At 69.9% G+C, this 24,149-nt stretch carries 21 protein-coding genes and 1 tRNA gene; 10 read left to right on the top strand and 12 right to left on the bottom strand.

Annotated elements, in window-relative coordinates:
- Window positions 1-65: 65 nt before the first annotated feature.
- Window positions 66-139 (bottom strand) — tRNA-Met (locus tag VGR06_RS43730).
- A 56-nt stretch (window positions 140-195) separates the two neighbouring features.
- Complete coding sequence (locus VGR06_RS43725) at window positions 196-3,156, bottom strand: UPF0182 family protein (protein ID WP_327565179.1); 2,961 nt, start codon at window positions 3,154-3,156, stop codon at window positions 196-198.
- A 139-nt stretch (window positions 3,157-3,295) separates the two neighbouring features.
- Between VGR06_RS43725 and VGR06_RS43720 the strand changes: the two genes are divergently transcribed.
- Entirely contained in the window at window positions 3,296-3,808 is a 513-nt protein-coding gene (locus tag VGR06_RS43720; protein WP_327565181.1) for a PPA1309 family protein, read from the top strand.
- Window positions 3,809-4,138: 330 nt separating this feature from the next.
- On the opposite strand, the gene VGR06_RS43715 is transcribed toward VGR06_RS43720, so the two are convergent.
- Window positions 4,139-5,257 (bottom strand): PDZ domain-containing protein, encoded by a 1,119-nt coding sequence (locus tag VGR06_RS43715; protein WP_327565178.1) that lies wholly within the window; start codon window positions 5,255-5,257, stop codon window positions 4,139-4,141.
- 211 nt (window positions 5,258-5,468) lie between these two features.
- Here VGR06_RS43715 and VGR06_RS43710 point away from each other — a divergent pair, with 211 nt between their 5' ends.
- The gene (locus VGR06_RS43710) at window positions 5,469-6,803 is read left to right on the top strand and encodes a zinc-dependent metalloprotease (RefSeq protein ID WP_327565177.1); all 1,335 of its coding nucleotides are present in this window, start codon (window positions 5,469-5,471) and stop codon (window positions 6,801-6,803) included.
- An 84-nt stretch (window positions 6,804-6,887) separates the two neighbouring features.
- Here VGR06_RS43710 and VGR06_RS43705 read toward each other — a convergent pair whose 3' ends face one another.
- The gene (locus tag VGR06_RS43705) at window positions 6,888-7,415 is read right to left on the bottom strand and encodes a M48 family metallopeptidase (protein ID WP_327565176.1); all 528 of its coding nucleotides are present in this window, start codon (window positions 7,413-7,415) and stop codon (window positions 6,888-6,890) included.
- 123 nt (window positions 7,416-7,538) lie between these two features.
- Between VGR06_RS43705 and VGR06_RS43700 the strand changes: the two genes are divergently transcribed.
- The 3 genes from VGR06_RS43700 (at window position 7,539) to VGR06_RS43690 (ending at window position 10,964) form a co-directional block, all read left to right on the top strand.
- Entirely contained in the window at window positions 7,539-8,552 is a 1,014-nt protein-coding gene (locus tag VGR06_RS43700) for a TOMM precursor leader peptide-binding protein (RefSeq protein ID WP_327565175.1), read from the top strand.
- 70 nt (window positions 8,553-8,622) lie between these two features.
- The gene (locus tag VGR06_RS43695) at window positions 8,623-9,948 is read left to right on the top strand and encodes an AarF/ABC1/UbiB kinase family protein (protein ID WP_327565174.1); all 1,326 of its coding nucleotides are present in this window, start codon (window positions 8,623-8,625) and stop codon (window positions 9,946-9,948) included.
- Window positions 9,949-10,325: 377 nt separating this feature from the next.
- A complete protein-coding gene (locus tag VGR06_RS43690) occupies window positions 10,326-10,964 on the top strand; it encodes a hypothetical protein (protein WP_327565173.1) in 639 nt (212 codons plus the stop codon).
- 266 nt (window positions 10,965-11,230) lie between these two features.
- Here VGR06_RS43690 and VGR06_RS43680 read toward each other — a convergent pair whose 3' ends face one another.
- From VGR06_RS43680 to VGR06_RS43655, 6 genes are all read right to left on the bottom strand, one after another.
- Window positions 11,231-12,106, bottom strand: a complete 876-nt coding sequence (locus VGR06_RS43680; protein WP_327565171.1) for a class I SAM-dependent methyltransferase — start codon at window positions 12,104-12,106, stop codon at window positions 11,231-11,233.
- 36 nt (window positions 12,107-12,142) lie between these two features.
- Window positions 12,143-12,670: a DUF742 domain-containing protein gene (locus VGR06_RS43675; protein ID WP_327565170.1), complete on the bottom strand. Its 528-nt coding sequence runs from the start codon at window positions 12,668-12,670 to the stop codon at window positions 12,143-12,145.
- Between the two features lie 334 nt (window positions 12,671-13,004).
- Entirely contained in the window at window positions 13,005-13,256 is a 252-nt protein-coding gene (locus VGR06_RS43670; RefSeq protein WP_327565169.1) for a hypothetical protein, read from the bottom strand.
- Entirely contained in the window at window positions 13,253-13,639 is a 387-nt protein-coding gene (locus VGR06_RS43665; RefSeq protein ID WP_327565168.1) for a WhiB family transcriptional regulator, read from the bottom strand. The genes VGR06_RS43670 and VGR06_RS43665 overlap by 4 nt, the downstream gene beginning before the upstream one ends.
- Before the next feature lie 118 nt (window positions 13,640-13,757).
- Complete coding sequence (locus tag VGR06_RS43660; protein ID WP_327565167.1) at window positions 13,758-13,964, bottom strand: hypothetical protein; 207 nt, start codon at window positions 13,962-13,964, stop codon at window positions 13,758-13,760.
- A 121-nt stretch (window positions 13,965-14,085) separates the two neighbouring features.
- Entirely contained in the window at window positions 14,086-16,170 is a 2,085-nt protein-coding gene (locus tag VGR06_RS43655) for an ATP-dependent DNA helicase UvrD2 (protein WP_327565166.1), read from the bottom strand.
- A 109-nt stretch (window positions 16,171-16,279) separates the two neighbouring features.
- On the opposite strand from VGR06_RS43655, the gene VGR06_RS43650 reads away from it, so the two are divergent.
- The 3 genes from VGR06_RS43650 to VGR06_RS43640 all read left to right on the top strand — a co-directional run bounded on the left by VGR06_RS43650 (window position 16,280) and on the right by VGR06_RS43640 (window position 18,282).
- Window positions 16,280-17,008 (top strand): DUF4191 domain-containing protein, encoded by a 729-nt coding sequence (locus VGR06_RS43650; RefSeq protein WP_327565165.1) that lies wholly within the window; start codon window positions 16,280-16,282, stop codon window positions 17,006-17,008.
- 62 nt (window positions 17,009-17,070) lie between these two features.
- Complete coding sequence (locus VGR06_RS43645; RefSeq protein WP_327565164.1) at window positions 17,071-17,466, top strand: hypothetical protein; 396 nt, start codon at window positions 17,071-17,073, stop codon at window positions 17,464-17,466.
- Window positions 17,467-17,529: 63 nt separating this feature from the next.
- Complete coding sequence (locus tag VGR06_RS43640) at window positions 17,530-18,282, top strand: GNAT family N-acetyltransferase (RefSeq protein WP_327565163.1); 753 nt, start codon at window positions 17,530-17,532, stop codon at window positions 18,280-18,282.
- Window positions 18,283-18,370: 88 nt separating this feature from the next.
- On the opposite strand, the gene VGR06_RS43635 is transcribed toward VGR06_RS43640, so the two are convergent.
- Together VGR06_RS43635 and VGR06_RS43630 are read right to left on the bottom strand one after the other, a co-directional pair.
- Complete coding sequence (locus VGR06_RS43635; protein ID WP_327565180.1) at window positions 18,371-20,407, bottom strand: sensor histidine kinase; 2,037 nt, start codon at window positions 20,405-20,407, stop codon at window positions 18,371-18,373.
- A gap of 146 nt (window positions 20,408-20,553) precedes the next feature.
- Window positions 20,554-21,021: an RDD family protein gene (locus tag VGR06_RS43630; RefSeq protein WP_327565162.1), complete on the bottom strand. Its 468-nt coding sequence runs from the start codon at window positions 21,019-21,021 to the stop codon at window positions 20,554-20,556.
- Window positions 21,022-21,184: 163 nt separating this feature from the next.
- Here VGR06_RS43630 and glnA point away from each other — a divergent pair, with 163 nt between their 5' ends.
- Together glnA and VGR06_RS43620 are read left to right on the top strand one after the other, a co-directional pair.
- Complete coding sequence (glnA, locus tag VGR06_RS43625) at window positions 21,185-22,609, top strand: type I glutamate--ammonia ligase (protein ID WP_327565161.1); 1,425 nt, start codon at window positions 21,185-21,187, stop codon at window positions 22,607-22,609.
- Between the two features lie 80 nt (window positions 22,610-22,689).
- The coding region (locus VGR06_RS43620) for an ATP-binding protein (RefSeq protein WP_327565160.1) at window positions 22,690-24,149 on the top strand (1,460 nt) is incomplete at its 3' end.

The following is a 24,149-nucleotide window of genomic DNA, read 5'->3' as shown; positions in this document are numbered from 1 at the left end:
CCCCCCCACAACAATGCGAAAGGGTCCCGTCTGCGCTTTCCGCAGACGGGACCCTCCCAACCCTGTAGCGGGGACAGGATTCGAACCTGCGACCTCTGGGTTATGAGCCCAGCGAGCTACCGAGCTGCTCCACCCCGCGTTGTTGTGTAGCTCTAGTGTACGCGGTGCTCAGGAGCGGTTCAAATCGGGGGTCGGTTAGCCGCCACCGGTGGGGGTGGGGGTGGTGGTCGGGGAGGTGGTGGAGCCGGTCTTGGCTTGGGCGGCTTCGTAGCGTTTGGTGGCGGCGTCCAGCTCTTCCAGGGCTTTGCCTTGTTCGGCGAAGGAGCCGGACTGCTGGGCGGACTTGAGGTGGGCCAGGGCGTCGGCGATGGCTTTGACGGCTTGGTCGAGCTCGGGGGTGGTGGTGCCGCCGCTGGGGGGTGGGTTGGCGGTGGAGGACGTCGGGGGGCTGGTGGACGTGGGGGCGCCGCCGTTCTCGGGTTTGGTGGCGGTGTCGCCGGTGCCGGGGCCGAACACTTCGTCGAGGGCCTTGTCGATGGTCTCCTGGAAGCCGACCTGGTTGCCGTAGGAGACGAGGACGCGGGCCAACTGGGGGAAGGCGTTGGTGTCCTTCGTCTGGATGTAGACCGGTTCGACGTAGAGGAGGCCGCCGCCGACGGGCAGCGTGAGGAGGTTGCCGAAGCGGACGGTCACGCTGCTGTTCTGGAACAGGGTTCTGTTCTCGGTGACCTTTGGCGTGGTTTGGAAGCGGCGTTGAATCTGGCCCGGACCCTCCACTTGGGACGCTCCGGTGGTGGGTAGTCGAAGGACCCGGATTGTCCCGTAGTCATCGGGATCCGAGGAGACCGAGACCCAGGAGGCGAGGAACAGGCGGTTGAGGAGGGTCAGCGCGCTGGTGATCTGGAAGGTGGCCTGTTGCTGCCCGGGGGCTTGGGCGGTGACGTAGTACGGCGGCTGCTTGGGAGCCGTGCTGTTGAGCTCGGTGCCGCCCTCCTCGGTCGGGTCGGCCGGCACGTTCCAGAACGTCTGGGTGGAGAAGAACTCCCGCGGGTCGGACACGTGGTACTTGGACAGGAGGTCGCGCTGGACCTTGAAAAGGTCCTCCGGGTAACGGAAGTGGGCCTTGAGCTCCGGCGAGATGTCGGACTTCGGCTTCACGGTGCCGGGGAAGACACCCATCCACGCCTTGAGCACCGGGTCCTGCTCGTCGATCGCATACAGCGTCACGGTGCCGTCGTAGGCGTCCACTGTGGCCTTGACGGAGTTGCGGATGTAGCTGATCGGCCGGTTCTCCTGACGCGTCACACCGCCGAGGGAGTCGCTGGTCACCTGGCCGAGCTGGGTGCGTTGGGCGTACGGGTAGGTCTCCAGCGTGGTGTACCCGTCCACGATCCACTGGATCTCGCCCTTGACCACGGCGGGATACGGGTCGCCGTCGATGGTCAGCCACGGCGCTGCCCGGTGCACCCGGTCCCGGGGGTCCCGGTGGTACATGATCTTCGAGCCGTCTTCGATCTGGTTGGAGAACAGGATGTTCCGCTCGGTGAAGTTCGCGGCGAACACGAGCCGGTTGAACCAGCCGTCGATGGCCACGCCGCCCTTGCCGTCGTAGCGGAAGTTCTCCCGGTCGGACGAGTCGTACTCACGACCGGCCTGACCGCCCACGATGGCGTAGTCGGTGGCCAGCTCGCCGTAGTAGATCCGCGGCTGGTCGACCGCGATCGGACCCTTCTGGGTGAGGTCGCTGACCTTGAACACCGGGTAGCCGCCCTGGCCGCTGGTGTCCTGCAGCGCCGAGTTGACCGTGTTGGCCGGCGCGGCCACGAAACCGTTGCCGTGGGTGAACTTCATGTGCCGGTTGATCCAGGTCCCCTGCTGCTCGTTGAGCCCGCTGGTCTTGATCTCCCGGGTGGTGACGATGTAGTCCTGGGTCTTGCCGTCCACCGTGTACCGGTCGATGTCGAGCTTGTCCGGGAAGCCGTAGAAGTTCTCCCGGCCCTGCAGCTGGGTGAACGTGGGCGCCAGGATGCTCGGGTCGAGCAGCCGGACGTTGGAGATCGTGTTGACGCTCTTGGGATCGCTGCGGATCTCGGTGGGCGAGAGCGACGTGGTACCGCTGTAGTCCTGATACTGGACGTTCTTGAGGCCGAACGCCGCTCTGGTCGCCTCGATGTTCCGGGAGATCTGCGCGGCCTCCTTGTCGTTCTCGTTCGGCTTGACCGAGAACTGCTGCAGCACCGCCGGCCAGGCGGCGCCGATCAGGATGCTGGTGAGGATCAGCAGCGCGGTGGCGATGGCCGGCAGCTGGAGGTTGCGGACGAACGCGCCGACGAAGAACGCCACGGCGCAGAACCCGGCGATGAACATCAGGATGAGCTTGGCCGGCAGCACCGCGTTCAGGTCGGTGTAGGTGGCACCGGTGAACAGCGGCTCATCCCGGTCGGAGAACAGCAGCTCGTAGCGCTCGAAGAAGTAGTCGACGGCGTACACCACGACGAACACACCCGCGGTGATCGACAGCTGCATCCGGGCCGGCACGGAGAACTGGCCGCCGCGACCGGCCAACCGCACGCCGCCGAACAGGTAGTGCGTGATCAGCGCACCGAAGAAGGCGATGGCGATGGTGACGAACAGCCACGTGATCACCCAGCTGATGAACGGCAGAGTGAACGCGTAGAACCCGAGGTCCTTGCCGAACTGCGGGTCGGAGACGCCGAACGAGGTCCTGTTGATCAGCAGCTGGAACTGCTGCCAGTCGCCCTGCGCGGTGGAGCCGGCGATCAGCGCCACGAGCAGCGGGACGCCGATGCCGAACAGCCGCACCCGCTGCATGATCGTGGAACGGTATCTGGCCAGCGGGTCGTCGGTGCCGGACACCGGGACGAACACCGGCCGGGTGCGGTAGGCGATGACCAGGCTGGCTGCGAGCGTGCCGCCGACCAACAGGCCGACGCCGAAGAACAGCCCGATCCGGGTGACCAGCATGGTGCTGAACACCGACCGGTAGCCGACCTCGCCGAACCACAGCCACTCGACATAGGTGTCCAGCAGCCGGGCGCCCACGAGCAGCAGCAGGATCACGGTGGCCGCGATGATCAGCAGAATCCGGCTGCGTCGGGAGAGCTTTGGCAGGCCGATCGGGGGCCGAGTGGCCACGGGGCACGCTCCTGTGTCGCTTACCTGAGATCCACCGGGCAGCCGGCAAGGGCTGTCCTAGATGTCCAACTCTATTCCGGGCCGTTCTGGTTCCCGTGAGGGGTGACGGCGAGGCGGGTGGAAGCATGAGCGCATGCCGATGCCGCCGACCGATGACCTCCGCGCCGCGGCCCGCGAGGTCGAGGACTTCGTCTCCACCGGCGGCTGGGACCAGGCGCCGCAGCTGTTCGCCCTGGTGCCGACGGCCGACCTGCTGGCCCGGCAGCCCGAGCTGGCCGGGACGCTCGGCCCGGACGCCGCGCTGACGCCGGTGGCCCAGGACGCGCTGCCCGACGAGGACCTGGCCGAGGCACTCGCCGGGATCCTCTGGCCGGACGCGGTGCACGGCTGCGCGCTGGCCCAGGAGATCGTGGTGCTGCCGCCGGAGGCCGAGGCGGCGCTGCCCGACTCGGACGCGGCGGAGCTGCGCCGGGTGGCCGCCGAACACCCGGCCCGCCGGGAGGCGCGGCTGGTGGCCGCCGTGCACCGGGACGGCTCGTCGGTGTGCGTGCTCCGGCTACGCGGCGCGGACGACGGCGCCGACGAGCTGGTGGAAAGCCCCGACCTCGCGCCCAACCTGACCCGCGCGCTGCTCGCGACGCTGCGGCCGTAGGCAAGCAAGGTGACATTGCTTTTCTTCTAGCGCGGCAATGTCACATTGCTTTCGTTCTCACTAGCCCGAAGTTGCTGTGACTCTGCGTAGACCTTCGGCGGTTCACCTGCGAAAACGTGTCGATCAAGCCGTTTGTTGTAGCCAGAAGCAATGGTGCTGCTGGCTACGGACACGCCTGCTCGTCGGTTGTGGACCGAGCGTGACGAACGCGTCCTTCCTCACGCCTAGGGCGACCAAGGACGCTTTCGTCGCATCACCTCCGCACCTCTGGAGATCGCCTGCCCAGGTCAGGCCTGATGTGCAAACAGTTGATCATTCGCAACTTCGGGACTAGCAGGACGGCACCGGCCGGCCGCCGCGCACGTCGTCGAGCGCCTTCACCGCGTTGGCCAGCGTGTCCACCTTGATCAGCCGCAGGCCGTCCGGCACCTTCTCCTTGGCCTCGGCGCAGTTGTCCGCGGGCACCAGGAACGTGCTGGCGCCGGCCTCCCGCGCGGCCACCATCTTGAACGGGATCCCGCCGATCGGTGCCACGTTGCCCTTGACGTCGATCTCGCCGGTGCCGGCGATGGTCTGCCCGCCCTCCATCTCCCCCGGGGTCAGCTTGTCCACGATGGTCAGCGCGAAGATCAACCCGGCCGACGGCCCGCCGACGTCCTGCAGGTGGATCGTGGTGGAGAAGCTCACGTCGGCCCGGTCGATCGGGGCCAGGCCCATGAATCCCTCGGCGCGCTTGTCGGCGGGGTTGAAGTCGGAGGCGCGGCCGAGCGTGATGGACGCGGTGCGCGGCGCCTCGTTCTCGTGCTGGAACGTGATTGGCACCGACTGGCCGGGCGTGGTCCCGGTGAGCGCCGTGCGGACATCCTCCTGCACGGCGATCTTCTTGCCGTTGACCTCGATCAGCCGGTCGCCGGGCGCGATCACGCCGTCCGCCGGCGCCTTCCCGGTGATCTCGGCAGCCAGCACCTTGACCGGGAAGCCCAGGTAGCGCAGGGCCGCCACCTCGGCGTTGCTCTGCGAGTCCTGGAACATCTTCTTGTTCTCCTGCTCGACCTGCTGCTCGGTCTGGCCGGGCCGGATGTACTCCTCGCGGGGCATGAGCGCGAACCGGCCGCTCACCCACATTGCGGCCGCGCCGAACAGGGTGACGTGGTCGTCCACCGACACGGTGGTCATGCGGAGCTGGCCGTTGGTCGGATAGGTCTGCTCACCGGAGATCTGCACGATCTGGGTGCCGTCGACATCACCCAGTGTGTTGTACGTCGGCCCCGGGCCGATGCCCACGTAGGGCACCTGGACGAACGCTCCGAGCAGGCCGAGCACCACCACGATCAGGAAGCTGAGCAGCACCGTCCAACCCCGGCGGGACAGCCGCCACGGCTGGGGCTCGGGCTGGGTGGGTGCCGGGGGAACGGGGACCGCGGTGTCGGTGCTCACGGAGTCACTCACAGCACAAAAGCCTACGGCCCGTTCTCCCACGGCGAATCACCGCGCAGTGCTTGATGCGCTCGCTCCGCTCGCGTCGCGGCCTCTGAGTCCGGTGTCTTCCCTCCTGCGCTGCTCGGTCACTCGCTGGCGCTCGCGACCTGCGCTGCTCGTCCGGGAAGACATCGGCGGCCACGACACGGCTGGGCGGTCGGGCCCGCGTACCGTAGGTGACATGAGCGACGTTCCCTTCGGCTTCGGGCCGCCGGATGACGACCGGGGCAAGAAGGAGCCTGCCGAGCGCGAGCCCGGCGGCGGCCAGGAGAACCCGTTCGAGTCGTTCAACCAGCTCGGTCAGATGCTCAGCCAGCTCGGCCAGATGCTGAGCCAGGCGGGCAGCGGCTCGAGCGGGCCGGTGAACTACGAGCTGGCCAAGCAGATCGCCGTGCAGCGGCTCGGCGGCCAGGCCGGGTTCACGCCCGCGCCGGACACTTCCGGCGCGGTGACCGACGCGTTGCACCTGGCCGAGATGTGGCTCGACCCGGTGACGATCCTCCCTGCCGGGGCCACCACGGGCCGGGCCTGGACCGCGCGCGAGTGGGTGGAGCACACGCTGCCGACCTGGCAGCGGCTGTGCGATCCGGTGGCGCAGCGGGTTTCCGGCGCCTGGGTGGAAGCGCTTCCGGCCGAGGCCAAGCAGGCCGCCGGCCCGCTGCTGTCCATGGTCGGGCAGATGGGCGGCATGGCGTTCGGCTCGCAGCTCGGCAACGCCCTGGCCCAGCTCGCCTCCGAGGTGCTCACCTCCACCGAAGTCGGCCTGCCGCTCGGCCCGGACGCCACCGCGGCGCTGCTGCCGGCCAACGTCGAGGAGTTCACCAAGGGCCTCGAACGCCCGGCCAGCGAGGTCATGGTGTTCCTCGCCGCCCGCGAGGCCGCGCACCACCGGCTCTTCGCGCACGTTCCGTGGCTGCGCCAGCGGCTGCTGGCCACCGTCGAGGAGTTCGCCAGCGGCATCCGCGTGGACACCTCCGCGCTGGAGCAGCTGGCAAACCAGTTCGACCCGGCCAACCCGGCCACCATCGAGCAGGCCATGAACTCGGGCCTGCTCGAGCCGCAGACCACCCCCGAGCAGCAGGCCGCGCTGACCCGCCTGGAAACGCTGCTCGCCCTGGTCGAAGGCTGGGTCGACGTGGTCGTCGGCGACGCCGTCAAGGACCGTCTCCCCGGCGCCGACGCCCTCCGCGAGACCCTGCGCCGGCGGCGTGCCAGCGGCGGCCCTGCCGAGCAGACCTTCGCCACCCTGGTCGGCCTCGAGTTGCGGCCCCGCCGGTTGCGAGCCGCCGCCGCCTTGTGGCGCCTGGTCGGCGACCAGCACGGCGTCGAGGTGCGCGACGGCGTCTGGGCTCACCCCGATCTGGTTCCGACCGCCGCCGATCTGGACGACCCCTTGGAGTTCGCCGAGCGCCTGGGCAAACCGTCCGCCATCGAAGACGACCCGATCGCCCAGCTCGAGCGCACCCAGGAAGCCGAACGCCGCCCCGACGACGAGCCCCGCGGGGAAGCAACGTGACGTTGCTTTCCTTGCCGGGAATGAACGTGACGTTGCTTTCCCGCTAGGGCATCAACGTGACGTTGCTTCCCTTCGAGCGCCAGCTCAGTCCTCGGTCATCCCCCAGCCCGCCGCCGTGGACAACCCCTCCAGGTACCCGATCGCCCGGTCGGTCCGCGGGTAGTTCCGCACGAGCCCCCAGAACCGCGTGTTGTGCGCCGACTCCAGCAGGTGCGCGAGCTCGTGCACCAGCACGTAGTCGAGCACCCAACCGGGCACCTCGCGCAGCCTCTCGCTGACCCGGATCGACGCGTCGGCCGGGGTGCAGGAGGCCCAGCGGGTGCGCATCGCCGGCACCCAGCGGACGCTCTTCGGCACGGCCCGGCCGCCGAGGTGGCGCGCGGAGAGCTCCGCGCAGCGGTTCAGCAGCGCGGTGTCGGAGGCCTTGGACGGCGCGCGGCGTTTGGTCTCGCCGCGGAGCAGGCGGCGTTGCATCTCGGTCACCCAGTGCGCTTCCTCGGCCTTGGACAGCCGCGCCGGGATCAGCACGACGAGCGTGTCGCCGTCGCGATACGCGGTAATGGTGCGCGTACGACGCTTGCTTCTGCGCACCTCGACGAGCGGTTGGGCCACGGTCACACCGTACGGCCAGGGACCGACATCGCGGGAGCCAAAATCCGGTGTGATGTGGAAGACCCCGTGACCCTGTGGACAACTTTTTCGACATCCGGCAGGGTCATCGGCGAACCTGGTCGCATGCATGATGAGCTGCCAGAACGTCCCCGCGTGCGGCCCGGGCTGCCGGTGCTGCGGCGCCAGGCCGGCGAGATCCAGATCGGCCTCGACCCGCGCCACGCGACCGTGGTCACCGGGCTCCCGGAGCCGGTCGTCCGGGCCGCCGGAATGCTCGCCGGGCACCGCACCACGGCCGACCTCCTGGCCGAGATCGGCCCCGACCCGGCCGGCCGGGCGGCCCTGCGGGATCTGCTGTCCGGCCTCACCGCGAAGGGTCTGCTGCACGACGCCGCCACGGCCACCCCGGTGCCGAGCCGGCTGATCGGCGAGGAGTCGGCGCGGCACGGCGACCCGGCCGGTCGCGCCGCCCTGGCCGTCGCGGTGCACGGTGACGGGCGGCTGGCCGTGGCGACCGCCTGCCTGCTGGCCACCGCCGGGGTGGGCCGGGTGCACGTCGCCGCCGAGGGCCAGGTGCGCCCGGAGGACGTCGGCCTCGGCTACCAGGATGACGACATCGGGCGTGACCGCCGGTCCGCGGCCGAGGACGCCGTACGGCGGGTGGACGCCACGGTCCGGACCGGACGGTTCCACGCCCGGCAGCGGCCGGACCTGGTGCTGCTCACCGACAGTGTCGTGCCCGATCCTGCGCTTGTCGGGGTGCTGACCACGGACGCGGTGCCGTACCTCGTGGTGCACGTCCGGGACGGCGTCGGCGTGGTCGGCCCGCTGGTCGTGCCCGGGCTCACCGGCTGCCTGCGGTGCGCCGACCTGCGCCGCGCCCAGGCTGACCAGTGCTGGCCAGGGATCGCCGCCCAGCTCGCCGGCCGGCCCCAGCTCGCCGACCTGGCCTGCACCCAGGCGACCGCCTCGTTCGCCGCGGCGCAGGCCCTGGACGCGCTACGATGGTCACGTTCCGCATCCACGCGGCCGGCGACGTGGAACGCCACCGTCGAGATCGATCCGGGCTCGGCCACCACTCACCATCGCGCCTGGCCGCCGCACCCCGCATGCCCCTGCCGTGGCGTGCGGCGATAGGGCCGTCCGGCCCCATGGGACTACCCGGAAGTAGCTGCAGACTCGACCACGGTCAGGAGACAATCGCCCGGTGACGGAGCTGCCACGCAAGACAGCGGCACGCACGGCCCGGTTGGCCAGCATTCCCCTCGGGGTGGCCGGCCGGGCCGTGGGTGGCTGGGGGAAACGCCTGGTCGGGCAGAGCGCCGAGCAGGTCAGCGCCGAGCTGTCGGCGAAGACGGCCGAGCAGTTGTTCGCGGTGCTCGGCCAGCTCAAGGGCGGCGCCATGAAATTTGGTCAGGCACTGTCCGTGTTCGAGGCCGCGGTTCCGGACGAGCTGGCCGCCCCCTACCGGGAGGCGCTCACCAAGCTTCAGGCCGCCGCGCCGCCGATGAGCATCCAGTCCTGCCACCGGGTCCTCGCCGAGCAGCTGGGCAGCGGCTGGCGCGGCCGCTTCGCCGAGTTCGACGACCGCACCGCCGCGGCGGCCAGCATCGGCCAGGTGCACCGCGCGGTCTGGCACGACGGGCGGCCGGTCGCGGTGAAGGTGCAGTACCCCGGCGCGGACGAGGCGCTCCGCTCGGACCTGCGCCAGTTGCAGCGGTTCTCCCGGCTGTTCCAGGCGCTGGTGCCGGGTGCCGAGGTGAAACCGTTGCTGCAGGAGCTGTCGGAGCGGATGGAGGAGGAGCTCGACTACCGCATCGAGGCGGACAACCAGCGGGCCTTCGCCCGGGCGTTCGCCGGTGACGAACACGTGCTGGTGCCCAGAGTGGTGGCCAGCGCGCCGAAGGTGATCGTCACCGAGTGGGCCGAGGGCACCCGGCTGGCGTCGATCATCCGGGACGGCGAGAAGGCCGTGCGCGATCGCGTGGGCTACCTGCTCGCCGAGTTCCACTACTCCTCCCCCGCCCGGGCCGGAATGCTGCACGCCGACCCGCACCCCGGCAACTTCATGCTCACCGCGGACGGGCGGCTGTGCGTCATCGATTTCGGCGCGGCCGCGAAACTGCCGAACGGCCTGCCCGCGATTCACGGCCGGATGATGCGGCTGGCGCTGGACGGAAAATCCGCGGACCTGCTCGAGTTGCTGCGCGCCGAGCATTTCGTCCGGCCCGGCACCGAGGTCCCGGCCGACCACGTGTACGCGTATCTCGCGCCATTCGTGGAGCCGCTGCGCACCGAGACGTTCCATTTCACCCGGCGCTGGATGCAGAAGCAGGCCATCCGGGTGGGTGACCTGCGCGGTCAGGACTTCCGCACCGGCCGCTCGCTCAACCTGCCGCCGCAGTACCTGATGCTGCACCGGGTCCTCGGCGGCTCCACCGGCATCCTCTGCCAACTCGACGCCGAACTCCCGGTCCGCGACATCATCACCCGCTGGCAGCCCGGCTTCCAGTCCGCCTCTCCGGAATTCTGATGCGGTCTTTGCGTTCCGGAGAACGCGGCGGTTGGCTGGTGGATTGTGGCTGGGTGCCGTCACGGTCCCCTGAGGTTGCGTTGGTCGGGACGAGGCTATGTCAACCCCTCCGCGAGGGTCGATCAGACACGCCTTAATCCAGAAGCGATGTGCTTTCCGGCTACGGACGCGTCCACTCGTCCACGGTGGACCGAGTGTGGCGAAGGCGTCCTTTGTCACGCCCAGAGTGACCAGGGACGCTTTCGCCGCATCATCATTCGCAACTTCGGCTTAATAGGCACAGCGGTTTGTCAAACGACTGTCCACAGGTTCACGGGTTGTCCACAGATTTGTCCACAGCAGTTCCGGCACGGGTTCGTCGACCGCATTGTTGGAGTATGACCGATCTTGTGGAGCTTGTGCGGAGCGTGCCGGACGGGGTGATTCGCACCGTGGAGCTGCGGGCCGCCGGGGTGTCGAACTACGCCGTGTCGGCGCGGTGCCGTCCGTCCGGACCGTGGCAACGCGTGCTTCCAGGTGTCGTGCTGATGAGCACCGGGACGCCGACCCGGCGCCAGCGGTTGCGCGCCGCGGTGGCCTACGCCGGCGCCGGGTGCGTGCTCAGCGGGGCGGACGCGTTGCGCGGGCACGGCATCGACGTGCCGCTCGGGCCGGACGTGCTGGTGCTGCTGCCGGCCGAGCGGCGCGCGGTCAGCCGGTCGTACCTCACGGTCGAGCGGACCACCCGGCCGCCGGAGCCCGTCTGGCGGGACGGCCTGCCGCTGGCGCCGGTCGCCCGGGCGACGATCGACGCGGCCCGGCGGGAGCGCGACCGAGGACGGTTGCACGCCCTGCTGCGGGCCCCGGTCGAGGCTGGAGCGTGCGGCATCGACGAGCTGGCGGCCGAGTTGGCGGCGGGAAGCCAGCGCGGCACGGCGGCGCCCCGGGCGCTGCTCGCGGAGCTCTGGCTACCAGTACTCGTCCGGCAGCTTGCCCTCGATGTCCCGCACGTGGGCGCGGGCACAGGACGGGCATAACCAGGCCCGACCGCGAACGCCGTTCTCGACGACCCAGGCGAGCGCAACGAGGGGCGGATCGTTGGTGCGTGACCGGTTGCACCGGGCACATCGGACATCGGGCTCATCAGCCACAGGTGGTGACGGTACGCCGTACTTGGGGGTAGATACTGTGCCGGTAGATACCAATCCGACCGAAAGTTTCGCGACCGCCCAAACGTAGGGCGGCTGCCGGTTGGTCTGGTCGGCTTACTTTCGGTCTCCTTGGTATAGCGAGAATCGCCCAGTCAGGGCGCTGGCTTTCGCCCCAAGTGGACGGTGGAGGCGCTCAGTACGAACACGTCGTCCCGGGCGCCGGCGAACGCCGGATCGTCCGGGTCGAGCAGCCGGGCCACCGCGGCACGGTCGGACTCGGTCAGCCAGTCCGCGGCGACCCCGGCGCACCAGGTGAGGTGGTCCACCACCGACTGCCGGACCGGCTCGGCCGCCGGCGCCGGAAGGTCGATCAGGTAGCTGAACGAGGACACCTCGACCAGCCCGGCGTCGGCCAGGGCCCGGTTCCAGCCCACCGGCATCCGGGCCACGCCCGGCATCGCCGCGCGCATGCCGGCGAACCAGGCGCGGTGCGCCGCCTCGAGCCGGTCCGCCAGCCCCGGCTCGCCCACCCCGACGTCCCACGGCAGGCACCGGGTCGGAAGCCCACCCTCGCGGAGCGCCAGCCAGCCGCCCGGGCCGAGGGCCCGCACCAGCCCAATGATCCCCCGCTGCTGATCCGGCAGGTGGTGCAAGACCGCGGACGCCCACACCAGGTCCACCGACGGCAGCAGGTCCGGGAGATTCCCGCTCGCCGCATCCACCCGCACGGTGCTGATCTCGACCCGACCCTCCGCCGCCCGCCCGGCCCGGTCCGACGCCGCCTCCAGCAACTCGGGCACCGCGTCGACCAGAATGATCCGCCCACCGCCGCGGGCGGCCAGCGCGACCGCCAGCGCGGCGCTCATCCCGCCGGCGCCGGGCCCGATGTCGACCAGCGTCGCGTTCGGCGGAACCAGCTCGACGAGCCGCCGCGCGATACCGGCGTCCGCCGCCTCGGTCCCCTCGTCGGCCCGCCGCATCGCGATGAGCCGGGTCGGCCAGTCGATCCCATCGTGGGTATGCGTCACGGCCGCGACGATAGCCCGCGCCGCCGCCCGGCGGGGTCAGAGACGGCGGAGCCCGGCGAGGACGCGGTTCATCAGGACGAGGTCAGGTGCGCGATGGCCGCCGTTGCCGTGCACCACGACCGTGCCGTCGGTGGCCATGTCGACCAGCAGGATCCGGGCCACACCGAGGGGAATGGCGAGCAGCGCGGCCACCTCGGCGACCGAGCGCGGATGAATGCAGAGGCTGGCGATGCGCCGGTGCTCCCAGGAGCGGTGCCGGGTGCTGGGCTGCGCCGCGTTCGGGGTGGTGGAGATCAGCGACTCGAGGGCGAGGTCGTGCATCGGCCTGGTGCGGCCGCCGGTCCGGGCATAGGGGCGGATGAGGACGTCCGACTCCGAGGGCAGCGGCTCGACGCGCGGCTGCACCGTGCGCGGGCGGCGGACCGGGCGGACGGGTTCGAGGTACGGCTCGGGCGGTGGTGCGGGACGCCGGTGATGACGGTCGGAGTGGGGACCGAACCGGGCGCCGGTGAGGCCGGTCGCGGGTTCCGCATCAGGAGCGCTGGCATCCAGAGTGCCGCTCACCGGCTCCAGGCCGGCGTCCGGCGTGCCGCTCGCGGTCGGGCTCGCACCGTTCGTGACGGCCGCCGGTTCGGGCGGCCCTTCGGCGGAGCGGGCGGACCGGCCCTGGGTAGCGTCGTGCTTCCCGGTGCTTCGTGCTCCAACCGAACCGAATCGGGCACCGGTACGGCCGACCTCAGTCGTCCTCGTCCCCATATTTCAACGAAGGTACTGGGTACCCATCTCACTTGTGGTGACGGTTGTGTTACCGATGCGTTCCGCGAGCGTTTAATGCGGCGGGCGCCGCCCTCCTCGGAGAGGGGCGGCGCCCGCGGTTTCGGTTGTGGATCTTAGGTTTTCAGAACTGCTCGGCGGCGCGCTGCGCACGGCGGGCCGCCCACGCGGAGACGCGTTCCCATCGCTTGACCGCACTGAACTGGCGGACCAGGCGCTGGTTGCGAGCTACCCGTTCCGCCTCGCGCCTTCGCTCTCTTGCCAGGTCTTCGTAGATCAGCATCGCCTTGTTTCCCTTCGGGGCTGTCATGTGCATCAGTTCGTCCTGCAGGTCGTGCGCCCGGTACGGCGCCCGATCGTGGTTCTGCGGGTTCATGCGGCTTCCTCCTGGGCACGCGTGGCGCGCTCGGACGCCTCTCGGGCAACGTCCTCCTTGCGTGGCCGGCCGCGGGGCCGCTTGCGTGCGATAACCACGCCACGCTCGAAGATCTCGCCGCCCCAGACACCCCACGGCTCCTGCCGGGCCATCGCGCCGGCGAGGCACACGGCCCGGACCGGGCAGTCCAGGCAGAGCAGCTTCGCCCGCTCGAGGTCGGTGGGGGTGTCGGCGAACCACAGGTCGGGGTTGTCGCTCGACCGGCAAGGCAGGTCCAGACCAGCTGAGGGTGCGGCGTCCAGGAGGTCGCCGACCCCGGTCCACAAGGGACTCAGCAGGTCCGGTATGGCCCCGCGGGAGAGCGGGACGGTGGCGGTAGACATGTCGTCCTTTTCCCTTTCTCTTTCCGGGTTTTCGGTTGGAGTGGTGGAACAAACACGAAGGCCGCGGATTCCGGTTCGGAGTCCGCGGCCTTCGTGAGCCTGGTTGCTTGACTTGTCGTCAAGTCCTTCGCACGAGGGACAAAGCGGACATCGGGCTGCCCGGCACGTCAGTCACGACGATCTGCACGCGCGCGGCATCGGCATTGCGGCCGAGGTGCCCCCACTGCATACGGACGCTGGGAATCACGGTCAGATACTCAGCCGTAAACGCGGCAGAACCCCCGGGCAGCTGGTAGCCAGGGGTGCACTTCTTGGTGCTGCTCACGCTGGCCACCTCCTCACTGCTCTCGGGGTGTTGACCTTCGGGCTGGTGTGCCCGGCCCTTGCAGGCTATTGCCCTTACTCGGACCCGTGCAACAGGTTTTTCGACAAGTTCTCTCTGAGCGTTACCCGTTTGCGACGTGCTCACTCTGCGTAGTTCCACGAGCTACGAGCGCTAGCACCTCGGCTCCGAACCTGTCCAGTTTCTGTGCCCCTATCCCGGAAATGGACACCAGCCCGGCGGGATCGGTGGGACGCTGCTCGGCGATGGCGTTCAGCGTAGCGTCGGTGAACACGACATAGGGAGGGACTTTCAGCGCGCGGGCCCGCTCGGTGCGCCACTCACGCAGCCGGGCCAGCAGCTCCTCGTCGAGGCCGGACGGGCAGTCCTCGCAGCGGCCGAGCTTGACCGCGTTCGTGCCGACCAGCGGTGCGCCGCACACCCGGCACTGGGTCCGGGCCTGCCGGCCGCCCTCGCGCCGGGGGGCGGACGCCGTGCGAGAGACGGGATGCTCCTCCGGGATGAGGCCGTGCAGGAACCGGCTGCGGCGGCGCCGGCGTTTGCCGCCCTCGGCCCGGGACAGTGCCCAGGACAACCACAGATGCTCGCGCGCGCGGGTCACGCCGACGTAGAGCAGCCGGCGCTCCTCCTCGATCGCCGCGTCGTCACCGTCCGCGTGCTGGATCGGCAGCGTGCCGTCGACCAGCCCGACCAGGAACACCGCGTCCCACTCCAGCCCCTTGGCGGAGTGCAGCGAGGCCAGGGTGACGCCCTCCACGGTGGGCGGGTGCTGGGCCTCCGCGCGCAGCTCGAGCTCGACGACGAACCGCGCGAGGTCGGCGTCCTCGACCGTGGCCGTGAGCTCCTCGGCGAGCTCGACGAGGGCGAGCAGCGACTCCCACCGCTCCCGGGCGGTGCCGCCCGGCGGCGGGTCGGGGGTGAGGCCGATCGGGGCGAGCAGCTCCCGCACCACCTTCGGCAGCTCCCCGGTCGGCTCGTCGGCGGCACCCCGGCGCAGCGCCACCATGGCCTTGCGGACCTCCTGGCGGGCAAAGAACCGCTCGCCGCCGCGGACCAGGTACGGGATCTCCAGCTGGGACAGGGCCTGCTCGTACACCTCGGACTGAGCGTTGACCCGGTAGAGCACGGCGATCTCGCTCAGCGGGGTGCCGGCGGCGGCCAGCTCCCGGATCCGCCCGGCCACGGCGGCGGCTTCGGCGGGTTCGTCGTCGTACTCGGCGAAGCGGGGCTCCGGGCCGGTCGGGCGCTGGCCGACCAGCCGCAGCCGGGCGCCGGCCGGGCGGTCCCGGGCGACCGCGATCACCCGGTTGGCAGCGGTGACGACCTCCGGCGTGGACCGGTAGTCGCGTTCCAGGCGGACCACCGTGGCGTCCGGGAACCGGCGGGTGAAATCCAGCAGGGGGCGGGCCGAGGCGCCGGCGAAGGAGTAGATCGTCTGGTTCGGGTCGCCGACCACGGTCAGGTCGTCGCGCCGGCCGAGCCAGGCGTCGAGCACGCGTTGCTGCAGCGGGGTGAGGTCCTGGAACTCGTCCACCACGAAGCAGCGGTACCGGTCGCGGAACTCCTCGGCGATCAGCGCGTGGTCCTCGAGGGCCGCGGCCGTGTGCAGTAAGAGGTCATCGAAGTCGAGCAGGTTGGCCCGCGTCTTGACCGCCTCGTAAGCGCGGTAGACCTGGGCCACCTGCTCGGGCGGGGCCGGGGTCTGGCGGTGGGTGCGCTCGGCCGCGGCCGGGTAGTCGTCCGGGGCGATCAGGGACGCCTTCGCCCATTCGATCTCGGTGGCCAGGTCACGCAGGACGTCCACCTCGGTGCCGGTGCCGGCGCGCTGCGCGGCCTGACCGACGATGCGCAATTTGACGTCGACCAGGCCCCATGGCTCGCCGCCGACCACGCGCGGCCAGAAGTAGCGGAGCTGGCGCAGCGCCGCGGCGTGGAACGTGCGGGCCTGCACCCCGTGCACGCCGAGCGCACGCAGCCGGGTGCGCAGCTCGCCGGCCGCGCGGGCGGTGTAGGTGACGGCGAGGACCTGGGCGGGCGCCACGTGTCCGGCGTGGATGAGGTGGGCGATGCGGTGCACGATCGTGCGGGTCTTGCCGGTGCCGGCGCCGGCGAGCACGCAGACCGGACCGCGCGGCGCCCGCACCGCGGCCAGCTGCTCCGGGTCGAGCCCGTCTGTCGAAGACCCCACTCCCGCATCGTGTCAGAGTGGACCGGGGAACCACGGCACCGGCACGGGGTGAGTCCGGACGAATGTGCCGTTCGCCCGGACTGAGGTTGTGGGCCTTATCCTGGGGGTTATGGCTCAGAAGCAGGACAGGGAAGCCCTCAAGGAAGCGAAGCGGGCGAAGAAGGCCGAGTCCAAGGCCAAGCGCCGGCAGCTCCTCCAGGCGTTCAACATGCAGCGCAAGGAGGACAAGGCGCTGATCCCGCTGATGGCCGGCGGGCTCGTCGTGGTCGCCGGCGCGGTCTTCGGCATCGGCGCGCTGTTCGGCATGCAGTGGCTCCTGCTTCCCATCGGCATCGCCCTCGGCCTGCTCGTCGCCGTGATCATCTTCGGCCGCCGGGTGCAGAAGAACGTGTACGGCAAGGCGGAGGGCCAGCCCGGCGCCGCGGCCTGGGCGCTGGACAACATGCGCGGCCGCTGGCGGGTGACCCCGACCGTCGCCGGCACCACCCAGCTCGACGCCGTGCACCGGGTGATCGGCCGGCCAGGCGTGGTACTGGTCGCCGAAGGCGCGCCGCACCGGGTGAAAACGTTGCTGGCACAGGAGAAGAAGCGGATCGCCCGGGTCGTCGGCGACACCCCGATCTACGACATCATCGTGGGCAACGACGAGGACCAGGTCCCGCTCCGGCGGCTCCAGCAGAAGATCATGAAGCTGCCCAACAACCTCAAACCCGCCCAGATCGACGGCCTGGAAAAACGCCTCGCCGCCCTGGCATCACGCGGCACCCAACTCCCCAAGGGCCCCCTCCCCCAGGGCGCCAAGATGCGCAACGTCCAACGCACCATCCGCCGCCGCTGAGCAGCCGATTACTCCATTTGGCGTATCCCGTGGGGGACTACCGGCAGACGTGAGGAGGAACCATGACAGCCATGCCAGCGCACCGTCATGAGCCGGACACGTTTGACCACCCGCTGACCATCGGGGAGTACGCCGAGCTTGGCGTGACCAAGTCGGGCTACACCGAGCTGATCGAAGGTTCCCTGTTGATGTCGCCAAGCCCAACCCCGAAGCACAACAAAGCTTCGCTCGCGCTGGCTGTTCAACTGCTGCAGCAGTTGCCTGCGGATCTCGATGTAATCCAGGACGTCGACATCGACCTGAAGCTCACGGCTCCCGATCCCGTGGTACTGGATCATCGACATCGCGGAGCCCATCTCTCTCGTCGAGTGCTATCGCACCAAGAAGTTCGGCTATCAGAACGGCCAGAAAGTCACCGGAACCTTTGCCACCGACCAGCCGTTCCCGGTGACGGTTGACCTCGGGCGGCTCAGCGGATAATCGAGGTGCACCAAGGGCTCGGGCGGCCTAGCGTGCGCGGCGTGGATGATGTGGTGCGGATCGCGGCGGCACAGTTGGTGGGGTTGAGCCGGAGTCGCAAGGTGGTTGCGGCGTCGCCGTTTGCCGGGTTGCTGGTGCCGGGTGGGCCGGCTTTCCTGCAGTATGCGGTGGCGGAGCGGCCGGGCGAGCCGGTGCGGGAGCTGGGGAACTCGTTGGAGATCCTGCGGGCGGCTTTCGCGCCGGAGCCGGTGCGGTTCGAGTTGATCGACGAGGCGTGTCCGGGGGCGGTCGACCTTCTCATCGGCGCAGGGGTCGAGGTGACCGGGCGGTTTCCTCTGCTCACTGTGGATCCGGCGAAGTTGACCATGCCGGACACTCCGGCCGGTGCCACCGTGCGGGTGTCGGCGTCCAAACAGGACGCCGTCGATGCCGAGCGGGTGGCGAGTGTGGCGTTCGAGTCGGAGCTGCGGGGCGATCCGGACGCGCCCGGCGCTCCTGCCGACGGGGGCAGCGTCGTGGCGCGGATCGACGGTGAACCGGCGGCTACGGCGTTCTGGACCGCGGTCGCCGACGGGGTGAGCGAGATCGCCGGTGTGGCGACGTTGCCGGCGTTCCGCGGGCGCGGGCTGGGGGCGCTGGTCACGGCGGCCGCCACCGAGGCCGCCCGGGACCTGGCCGGGGTGCGGCTGGCCTGGTTGACACCGGGGCACGACGGCGCCGACCGGATCTACCAGCGCGCCGGGTTCGCTCCGGCCGCCACCGCGGTGCACCTTGTTGCACATTATTTTCAGTAGGCTGGACGCTCGAGATCGTCGAGCTGATGGTGCACCCGGACCACCGCGGCCGCGGCATCGGCGCCGCCAAGGACCAGCCGCGGGTGGTCTATACCTGGGACGCCTCCGCGCCGAGCACCGGGAGCACGGCCCGGACCGCGGTGCCGGAACCGTCGCTGCGGTAGGAGAACTCTCCGGCGATCTCTCGCGCCCGCTGGGCCATGAACCGCATCCCCATGCCGTGCCGGTTCGCACCGGGCGGCACCCCGATCCCGTCGTCGCTCACCTCGACCACCAGCTGCCCGGCGCCCACCTCGAGGCTGATCTCCGCCCGGGTCGCCTGAGCGTGCCGGATCACGTTGGTCAGCGCCTCGGCGACGATCCGGTACGCGGCCACCTCCACCGGCTTGGACAGCGACGTGATCTCGCCGGGCAGCGCGGTTTCCACGCGCAGCGTCGGGCCGGACAGGAACACCGCCAGCTCCTTCAGCGCGCCGGACAGGCCCAGCGTGTCCAGCTCGGGCGGCCGCAGGTCGTGCACCACCCGGCGGAGCGTCTCCAGCGCGCCCTGGATGCCGTGCACCGCCCGGTCCATCAACTCGGCGCCGGCGAAATCCTCGGGCAGCGCCGCGCGCGCCGCCTCCAGTTGCAACCGGATGCCGGCGAGCGTCGGCCCGACGTTGTCGTGCAGCTCGCGGGACAGCCGCAGCCGCTCCTCCTCCCGCGCGGTGACCAGCTGCTCGCGGCTGCGCAGCAGCTGCTCGTCCAGCCCGAGCGCGGCGACCACCGGCGCGACCTGGTCGGCCAGCGAGGCCAGCGCCTGGCTGATCGTCTCGTCGAGGTGCGACCGGCCCTCCGGCGGGCACACCACCAGCCGGCCGACCTGCTCGCCGCGGTGCCACAGCTCGAACCTGGGCAGGTCGCCGTCCCCGTCACCGACCTGGGCGAGCGAGCGCGTCCCGTCCGCGGTGCACACCTCCAACCGGGCCATCCGCAGCCGCATCGCGCTGACGATCTCCTCGCAGACCGCGGCCGGCACCTCGGTGGTGTCGAGCTGGTTGCGCATCCGGTGGCCGAGGCCGGTGGCCACCTCCACGATGTCGATCTTCCGACCCCAGGTCACCCGGCGCACCCAGCGGATCGCGTACAGGGCCAGCGGGTAGATCAACGCGCCGGACAGCGCCACGGCGAGCACCGAACCGGGCACCACCCGCGCCGGCAGCAGCACGGCCAGCACCGCGAACCCGCCGACGTAGCAGGCGAGCAACGTGGCGATCATGGCCACGCCGACGACGGACCGGCGCACCGCGAGGTCGAGGTCGAACAGCCGGTCCCGGGTGATCGCCACCGCCATCGCCAGCGGCAGCAAGGAGAACGCGAGCACCTCGATGCCCCGGTCGAGCACCTGGGGCAGCTGGCCGGGCAGGTTGTCCCGGATCACCGCCTGCGCGATGCCGAACCCGAACACGATCAGCACCAGGGAGATCTGCCGGCGCCGCACCCCGGTCGCGACCCGCCAGCGCAGCACCAGCCCGGCGGCGGCGACCACCGTCATGGCCAGCAGCAGGTACTCCCCCGCGGTCAGGCAGAACGTCGCGAAGCCCTGCCATTCCGGGCGGGCGTACGGGTTGTGCACGGTGTACCGGCCGGCGAAGTCGCTGTCCGCGAGCGCCAGGCCGATCTCGTAGACCACGATGCCGGCGAACGTCGCCGCGACCGCCCACCACCAGCGCCGGGAGGCCAGCCGGCCGTCCGGGTAGATCATCGGCAGCAGCGTGGAGATGGCCCAGATCGGCGGCGCCCAGAACCACTGCTGAAAGCCCATCAACACGTCCACGGCGGCGTGCTCCGGCGAGTCGAACGCGCCGGTGAGCGTCGTCGCCAGCACCCCGACGCCGTCCCACGCCGCGATGACCAGCATGGCCCAGCCGACCCGGTTCTCCGGCTTGTGCCAGGTGACCAGGGCACCCATGGTGGAGAACAGCAGGGCGATCACGATGTCCAGCGGCACCGGGTCGTACGCGGAGTAGCTCCACGAGTCGGCAGCCTGGGTGACGATCGCCGCCGCCACGCCGGTGCCCAGCCCGAGCGCACCGAGGAACGCCGCCAGCCGCACGGCGCGGCGTCGCCGGCCGGCACTGGGCATGTCCACCTGCGGAATCGTAGTCGGATCCGCCTCTCCGGAATTAACTGCTGTTGTTACGTTCCAGCGGAACGTGCGGATCGCGGGTTGATTGTGGCTGGGTGCCGTCACGGTCCCCTGAGATTCCGTTGGCCGGGCCGAGGCTTGGGTCAGCGCATGCGCAGCACGATGGTGCCGACCGCCTTGTCGTGCAGGCCGCGGCCATCGGCGTCCCAGACGGCCGCCGGAATGATCACGCCGACCATGACCGTCCGCGGGATCGCCCGGAACGGGCCGATCATCGCCGCGCCGTCCATCCGCACCACCCGGATGCCCAGCACCAGCATGCCCGGGGTGAAACCGAAGAACGACACCATGCTCGCCGTGATCAGGAACCACGGCACCAGGCTCCAGTTCAGCGGCGGGTTCGGCACGGTGAACGTGTACGCGATGAGCGCGGCCAGCACGACGTCCACGACCAGCGCCGCAAGCCGGGAACCGAGGGAGGCCACCGAGCCCGGCCCGTTCTGCGGCAGCCCCAGCCGCTCGCCGCGCCACCGCTGCGGCTCGCCGGGGTCCGCGGTGGGCTCGAGCGCGGCCCGCGGCCCGGACAGCCACGAGCCGATCCATCTGGTCACCGTTCCAGCCTAGGCCGGGCTGACCGATGGCCCATCACCTGGCATGCTGGGGGTCCGGGTGGCCGTCGTTAACACCCGTGAAACATACGGGTGATAGCCGGGCAACACCGCACTCATAGCTTCATCACGCACAGCAGCATCGCAATCGAAGGAGCCAACGAGCGTGTTCAACACTTCCGACGAGGTTCTCTCGTTCATCTCCGACGAAGAGGTGAAATTCGTCGACGTCCGGTTCTGCGACCTGCCGGGCATCATGCAGCACTTCACCGTGCCGGCGCAGTTCTTCGACGAGACCGCGATCAATGAGGGCCTGGCGTTCGACGGCTCGTCGGTGCGGGGCTTCCAGCAGATCCACGAGTCCGACATGCTGCTGCTGCCGGACTTCGCCACGTCCCGGATCGACCCGTTCCGGGTGGAGAAGACGCTCATCGTCAACTTCTTCGTGCACGACCCGTTCACCCGCGAGGCCTACAGCCGCGACCCGCGCAACATCGCCCGCAAGGCCGAGCTGTACCTCGGCGAGTCGGGCATCGCGGACACCGCGTACCTCGGCCCGGAGGCGGAGTTCTACATCTTCGACTCGGTGCGCTTCGACAGCGCGGAGAACGGCGCGTTCTACGAGATCGACGCCGAAGAGGGCTGGTGGAACACCGGCGCGGACGAGGGCGGCCACAACCTCGGCTACAAGATCCGGTACAAGGCCGGGTACTTCCCGGTGCCGCCCACCGATCACCAGGCCGACCTGCGCGACCAGATCGTGCTGAACCTCATCGACGCCGGGTTCAGCGTGGAGAAGGCGCACCACGAGGTGGGCACCGCCGGCCAGGCCGAGATCAACTACAAGTACAACACGCTGCTGCACGCCGCTGACGATCTCCAGCTGTACAAGTACATCGTCAAGGGCACGGCCTGGGCGGCCGGCAAGACCGCGACGTTCATGCCCAAGCCCCTCTTCGGTGACAACGGGTCCGGCATGCACACCCACCAGTCGCTGTGGAAGGACGGCGAGCCGCTCTTCCACGACGAGTCCGGCTACGCGGGCCTGTCCGACCTCGGCCGGCACTACATCGGCGGCCTGCTGCACCACGCCCCCAGCCTGCTGGCCTTCACCAACCCGACGGTGAACTCCTACCACCGCCTCGTCCCCGGCTTCGAGGCCCCGGTCAACCTCGTCTACTCGCAGCGCAACCGCTCCGCCTGCGTGCGCATCCCGATCACCGGCGACAACCCGAAGGCCAAGCGCCTCGAGTTCCGCTGCCCCGACTCCTCGGGCAACCCGTACCTCGCCTTCTCCGCGATGGTCATGGCCGGCCTCGACGGCATCAAGAACAAGATCGAGCCGCCCACACCGATCGACAAGGACCTCTACGAGCTCCCGCCCGACGAGGCCAAGGACGTCGCCCAGGTCCCCGCCTCGCTCAACGCGGTGTTGGACAGCCTCGAAGCCGACCACGAGTTCCTGCTCGAAGGCGGCGTCTTCACCTCCGACGTGATCGAAACCTGGATCGACTTCAAGCGCGAGCACGAGATCGACCCCCTGCGGCTGCGCCCGCATCCGCACGAGTTCGCCCTCTACTACGACGTCTGATCCCTCAGCAGGACCCGGGGCGGTGGCCAATTTCCGGCCACCGCCCCGTTTCATTTCCCTGTGGGAGTACGGTGCACTTGATGTCAGGTAATCCTGCCGTGCACCGCACCATCGTCGTGTTGGACGTCGAAGGGTTCGGCAACCGCCAACGCACCAATCCACACCAGGTCGCGGTCCGGGACGGACTCTACCGAGCCGTCCAACAAGCATTCGACAACGCCGGCATCCCGTGGACCGACTGCGACCACGAAGATCGCGGCGACGGCGTGTTCATCCTGGCGCCGTCCGAAATGCCCAAGGCACCCTTCGTCGACACCGTGCCGCACACTCTGGTTTCGGCGCTGCGCGTGCACAACAAGACCCATCCAGACGAGGAACACATCCGGCTACGAATGGCCCTGCACGCCGGAGAGGTCAGCTACGACGAGTACGGCGTCACCGCAACATCGATCAATCTGGCATTCCGACTACTGGACGCCAAGCTATTCAAGACCGCGCTCGCCGAATCGCCCGGTGTGCTGGCCCTGATCACCTCTGAGTGGTTCTTCGACGAAGTGGTTCGGCATAGCCAGCACACCGATCCGACCACATTTCGGCCGGTAAAGGTCGCGGTGAAGGAAACCTCGACCGTGGGTTGGATCAGCCTCCCCGACCACCCCTACCCGCCGAACGTCATAGCCTCGCCGGCTGGGCCAGTGCCTCATCAACTCCCCGCGGCGCCACAACCGTTCACCGGCCGTGCCGACGAGCTCGCCATCCTGACCGCCGCCCTGGATGCCCCCGAACGAAGCGCCACCGTGGTGATCTACGCCATCGCTGGCGCCGGCGGCATCGGCAAGACCTGGCTCGCACTGCACTGGGCCCACCAGCACCTCGACCGCTTTCCTGACGGGCAGCTATTCGTGGACCTGCGCGGTTTCAGCCCCGACAGCCAGCCCATGCCTCCGGCAGTGGCGGTGCGCGGATTTCTCGACGCCTTTGGTGTCGACCCCGCCCACATCCCACTCGACCCGCACGCCCAGGCAGCCCGATACCGCAGCCTGGTCACGGGTAGACGAATACTGATCCTGCTGGACAACGCCGCCGACACCACCCAGGTAACCCCGCTGCTACCCGGCAGCTCCACCGCCACGGTGCTGATCACCAGCCGCAACCACCTGACCGGCCTGATCACCGGACACGGCACCCACCACCTGCCCGCCGACGTTCTCACCGACCACGAGGCCCGCTCCCTGCTCGCTACCCGGCTCAGCAGCGCTCGGATCGCGGCCGAACCCGTGGCCGTTGAGGAGTTGCTGGCCTACTGTGGCGGGTTTCCGCTGGCATTGAGCATCATCGCCGGCCGCGCTCACACCCACCCGCGCCTGCCGCTGGCGACCATAGCCGCGGAGCTGCGTGACGCCGGGCTGGGCGCGCTGGATGAAGACGATCCAGCCGCGAGCCTGCCCGCTGTCCTGTCCTGGTCCTATTCGACCCTCAGCAAGGAGCAGGCCCAGGTGTTCGGGTTGCTGGGCATCGCTCCTGGTTCGGACATCAGCCT

Source organism: Actinophytocola sp. (genome assembly GCF_036002505.1).
GTDB lineage: Bacteria > Actinomycetota > Actinomycetes > Mycobacteriales > Pseudonocardiaceae > DASYTH01.
Note: the sequence above shows the minus strand (reverse complement) of the source record. Positions and strands in the feature narration are given on the sequence as shown.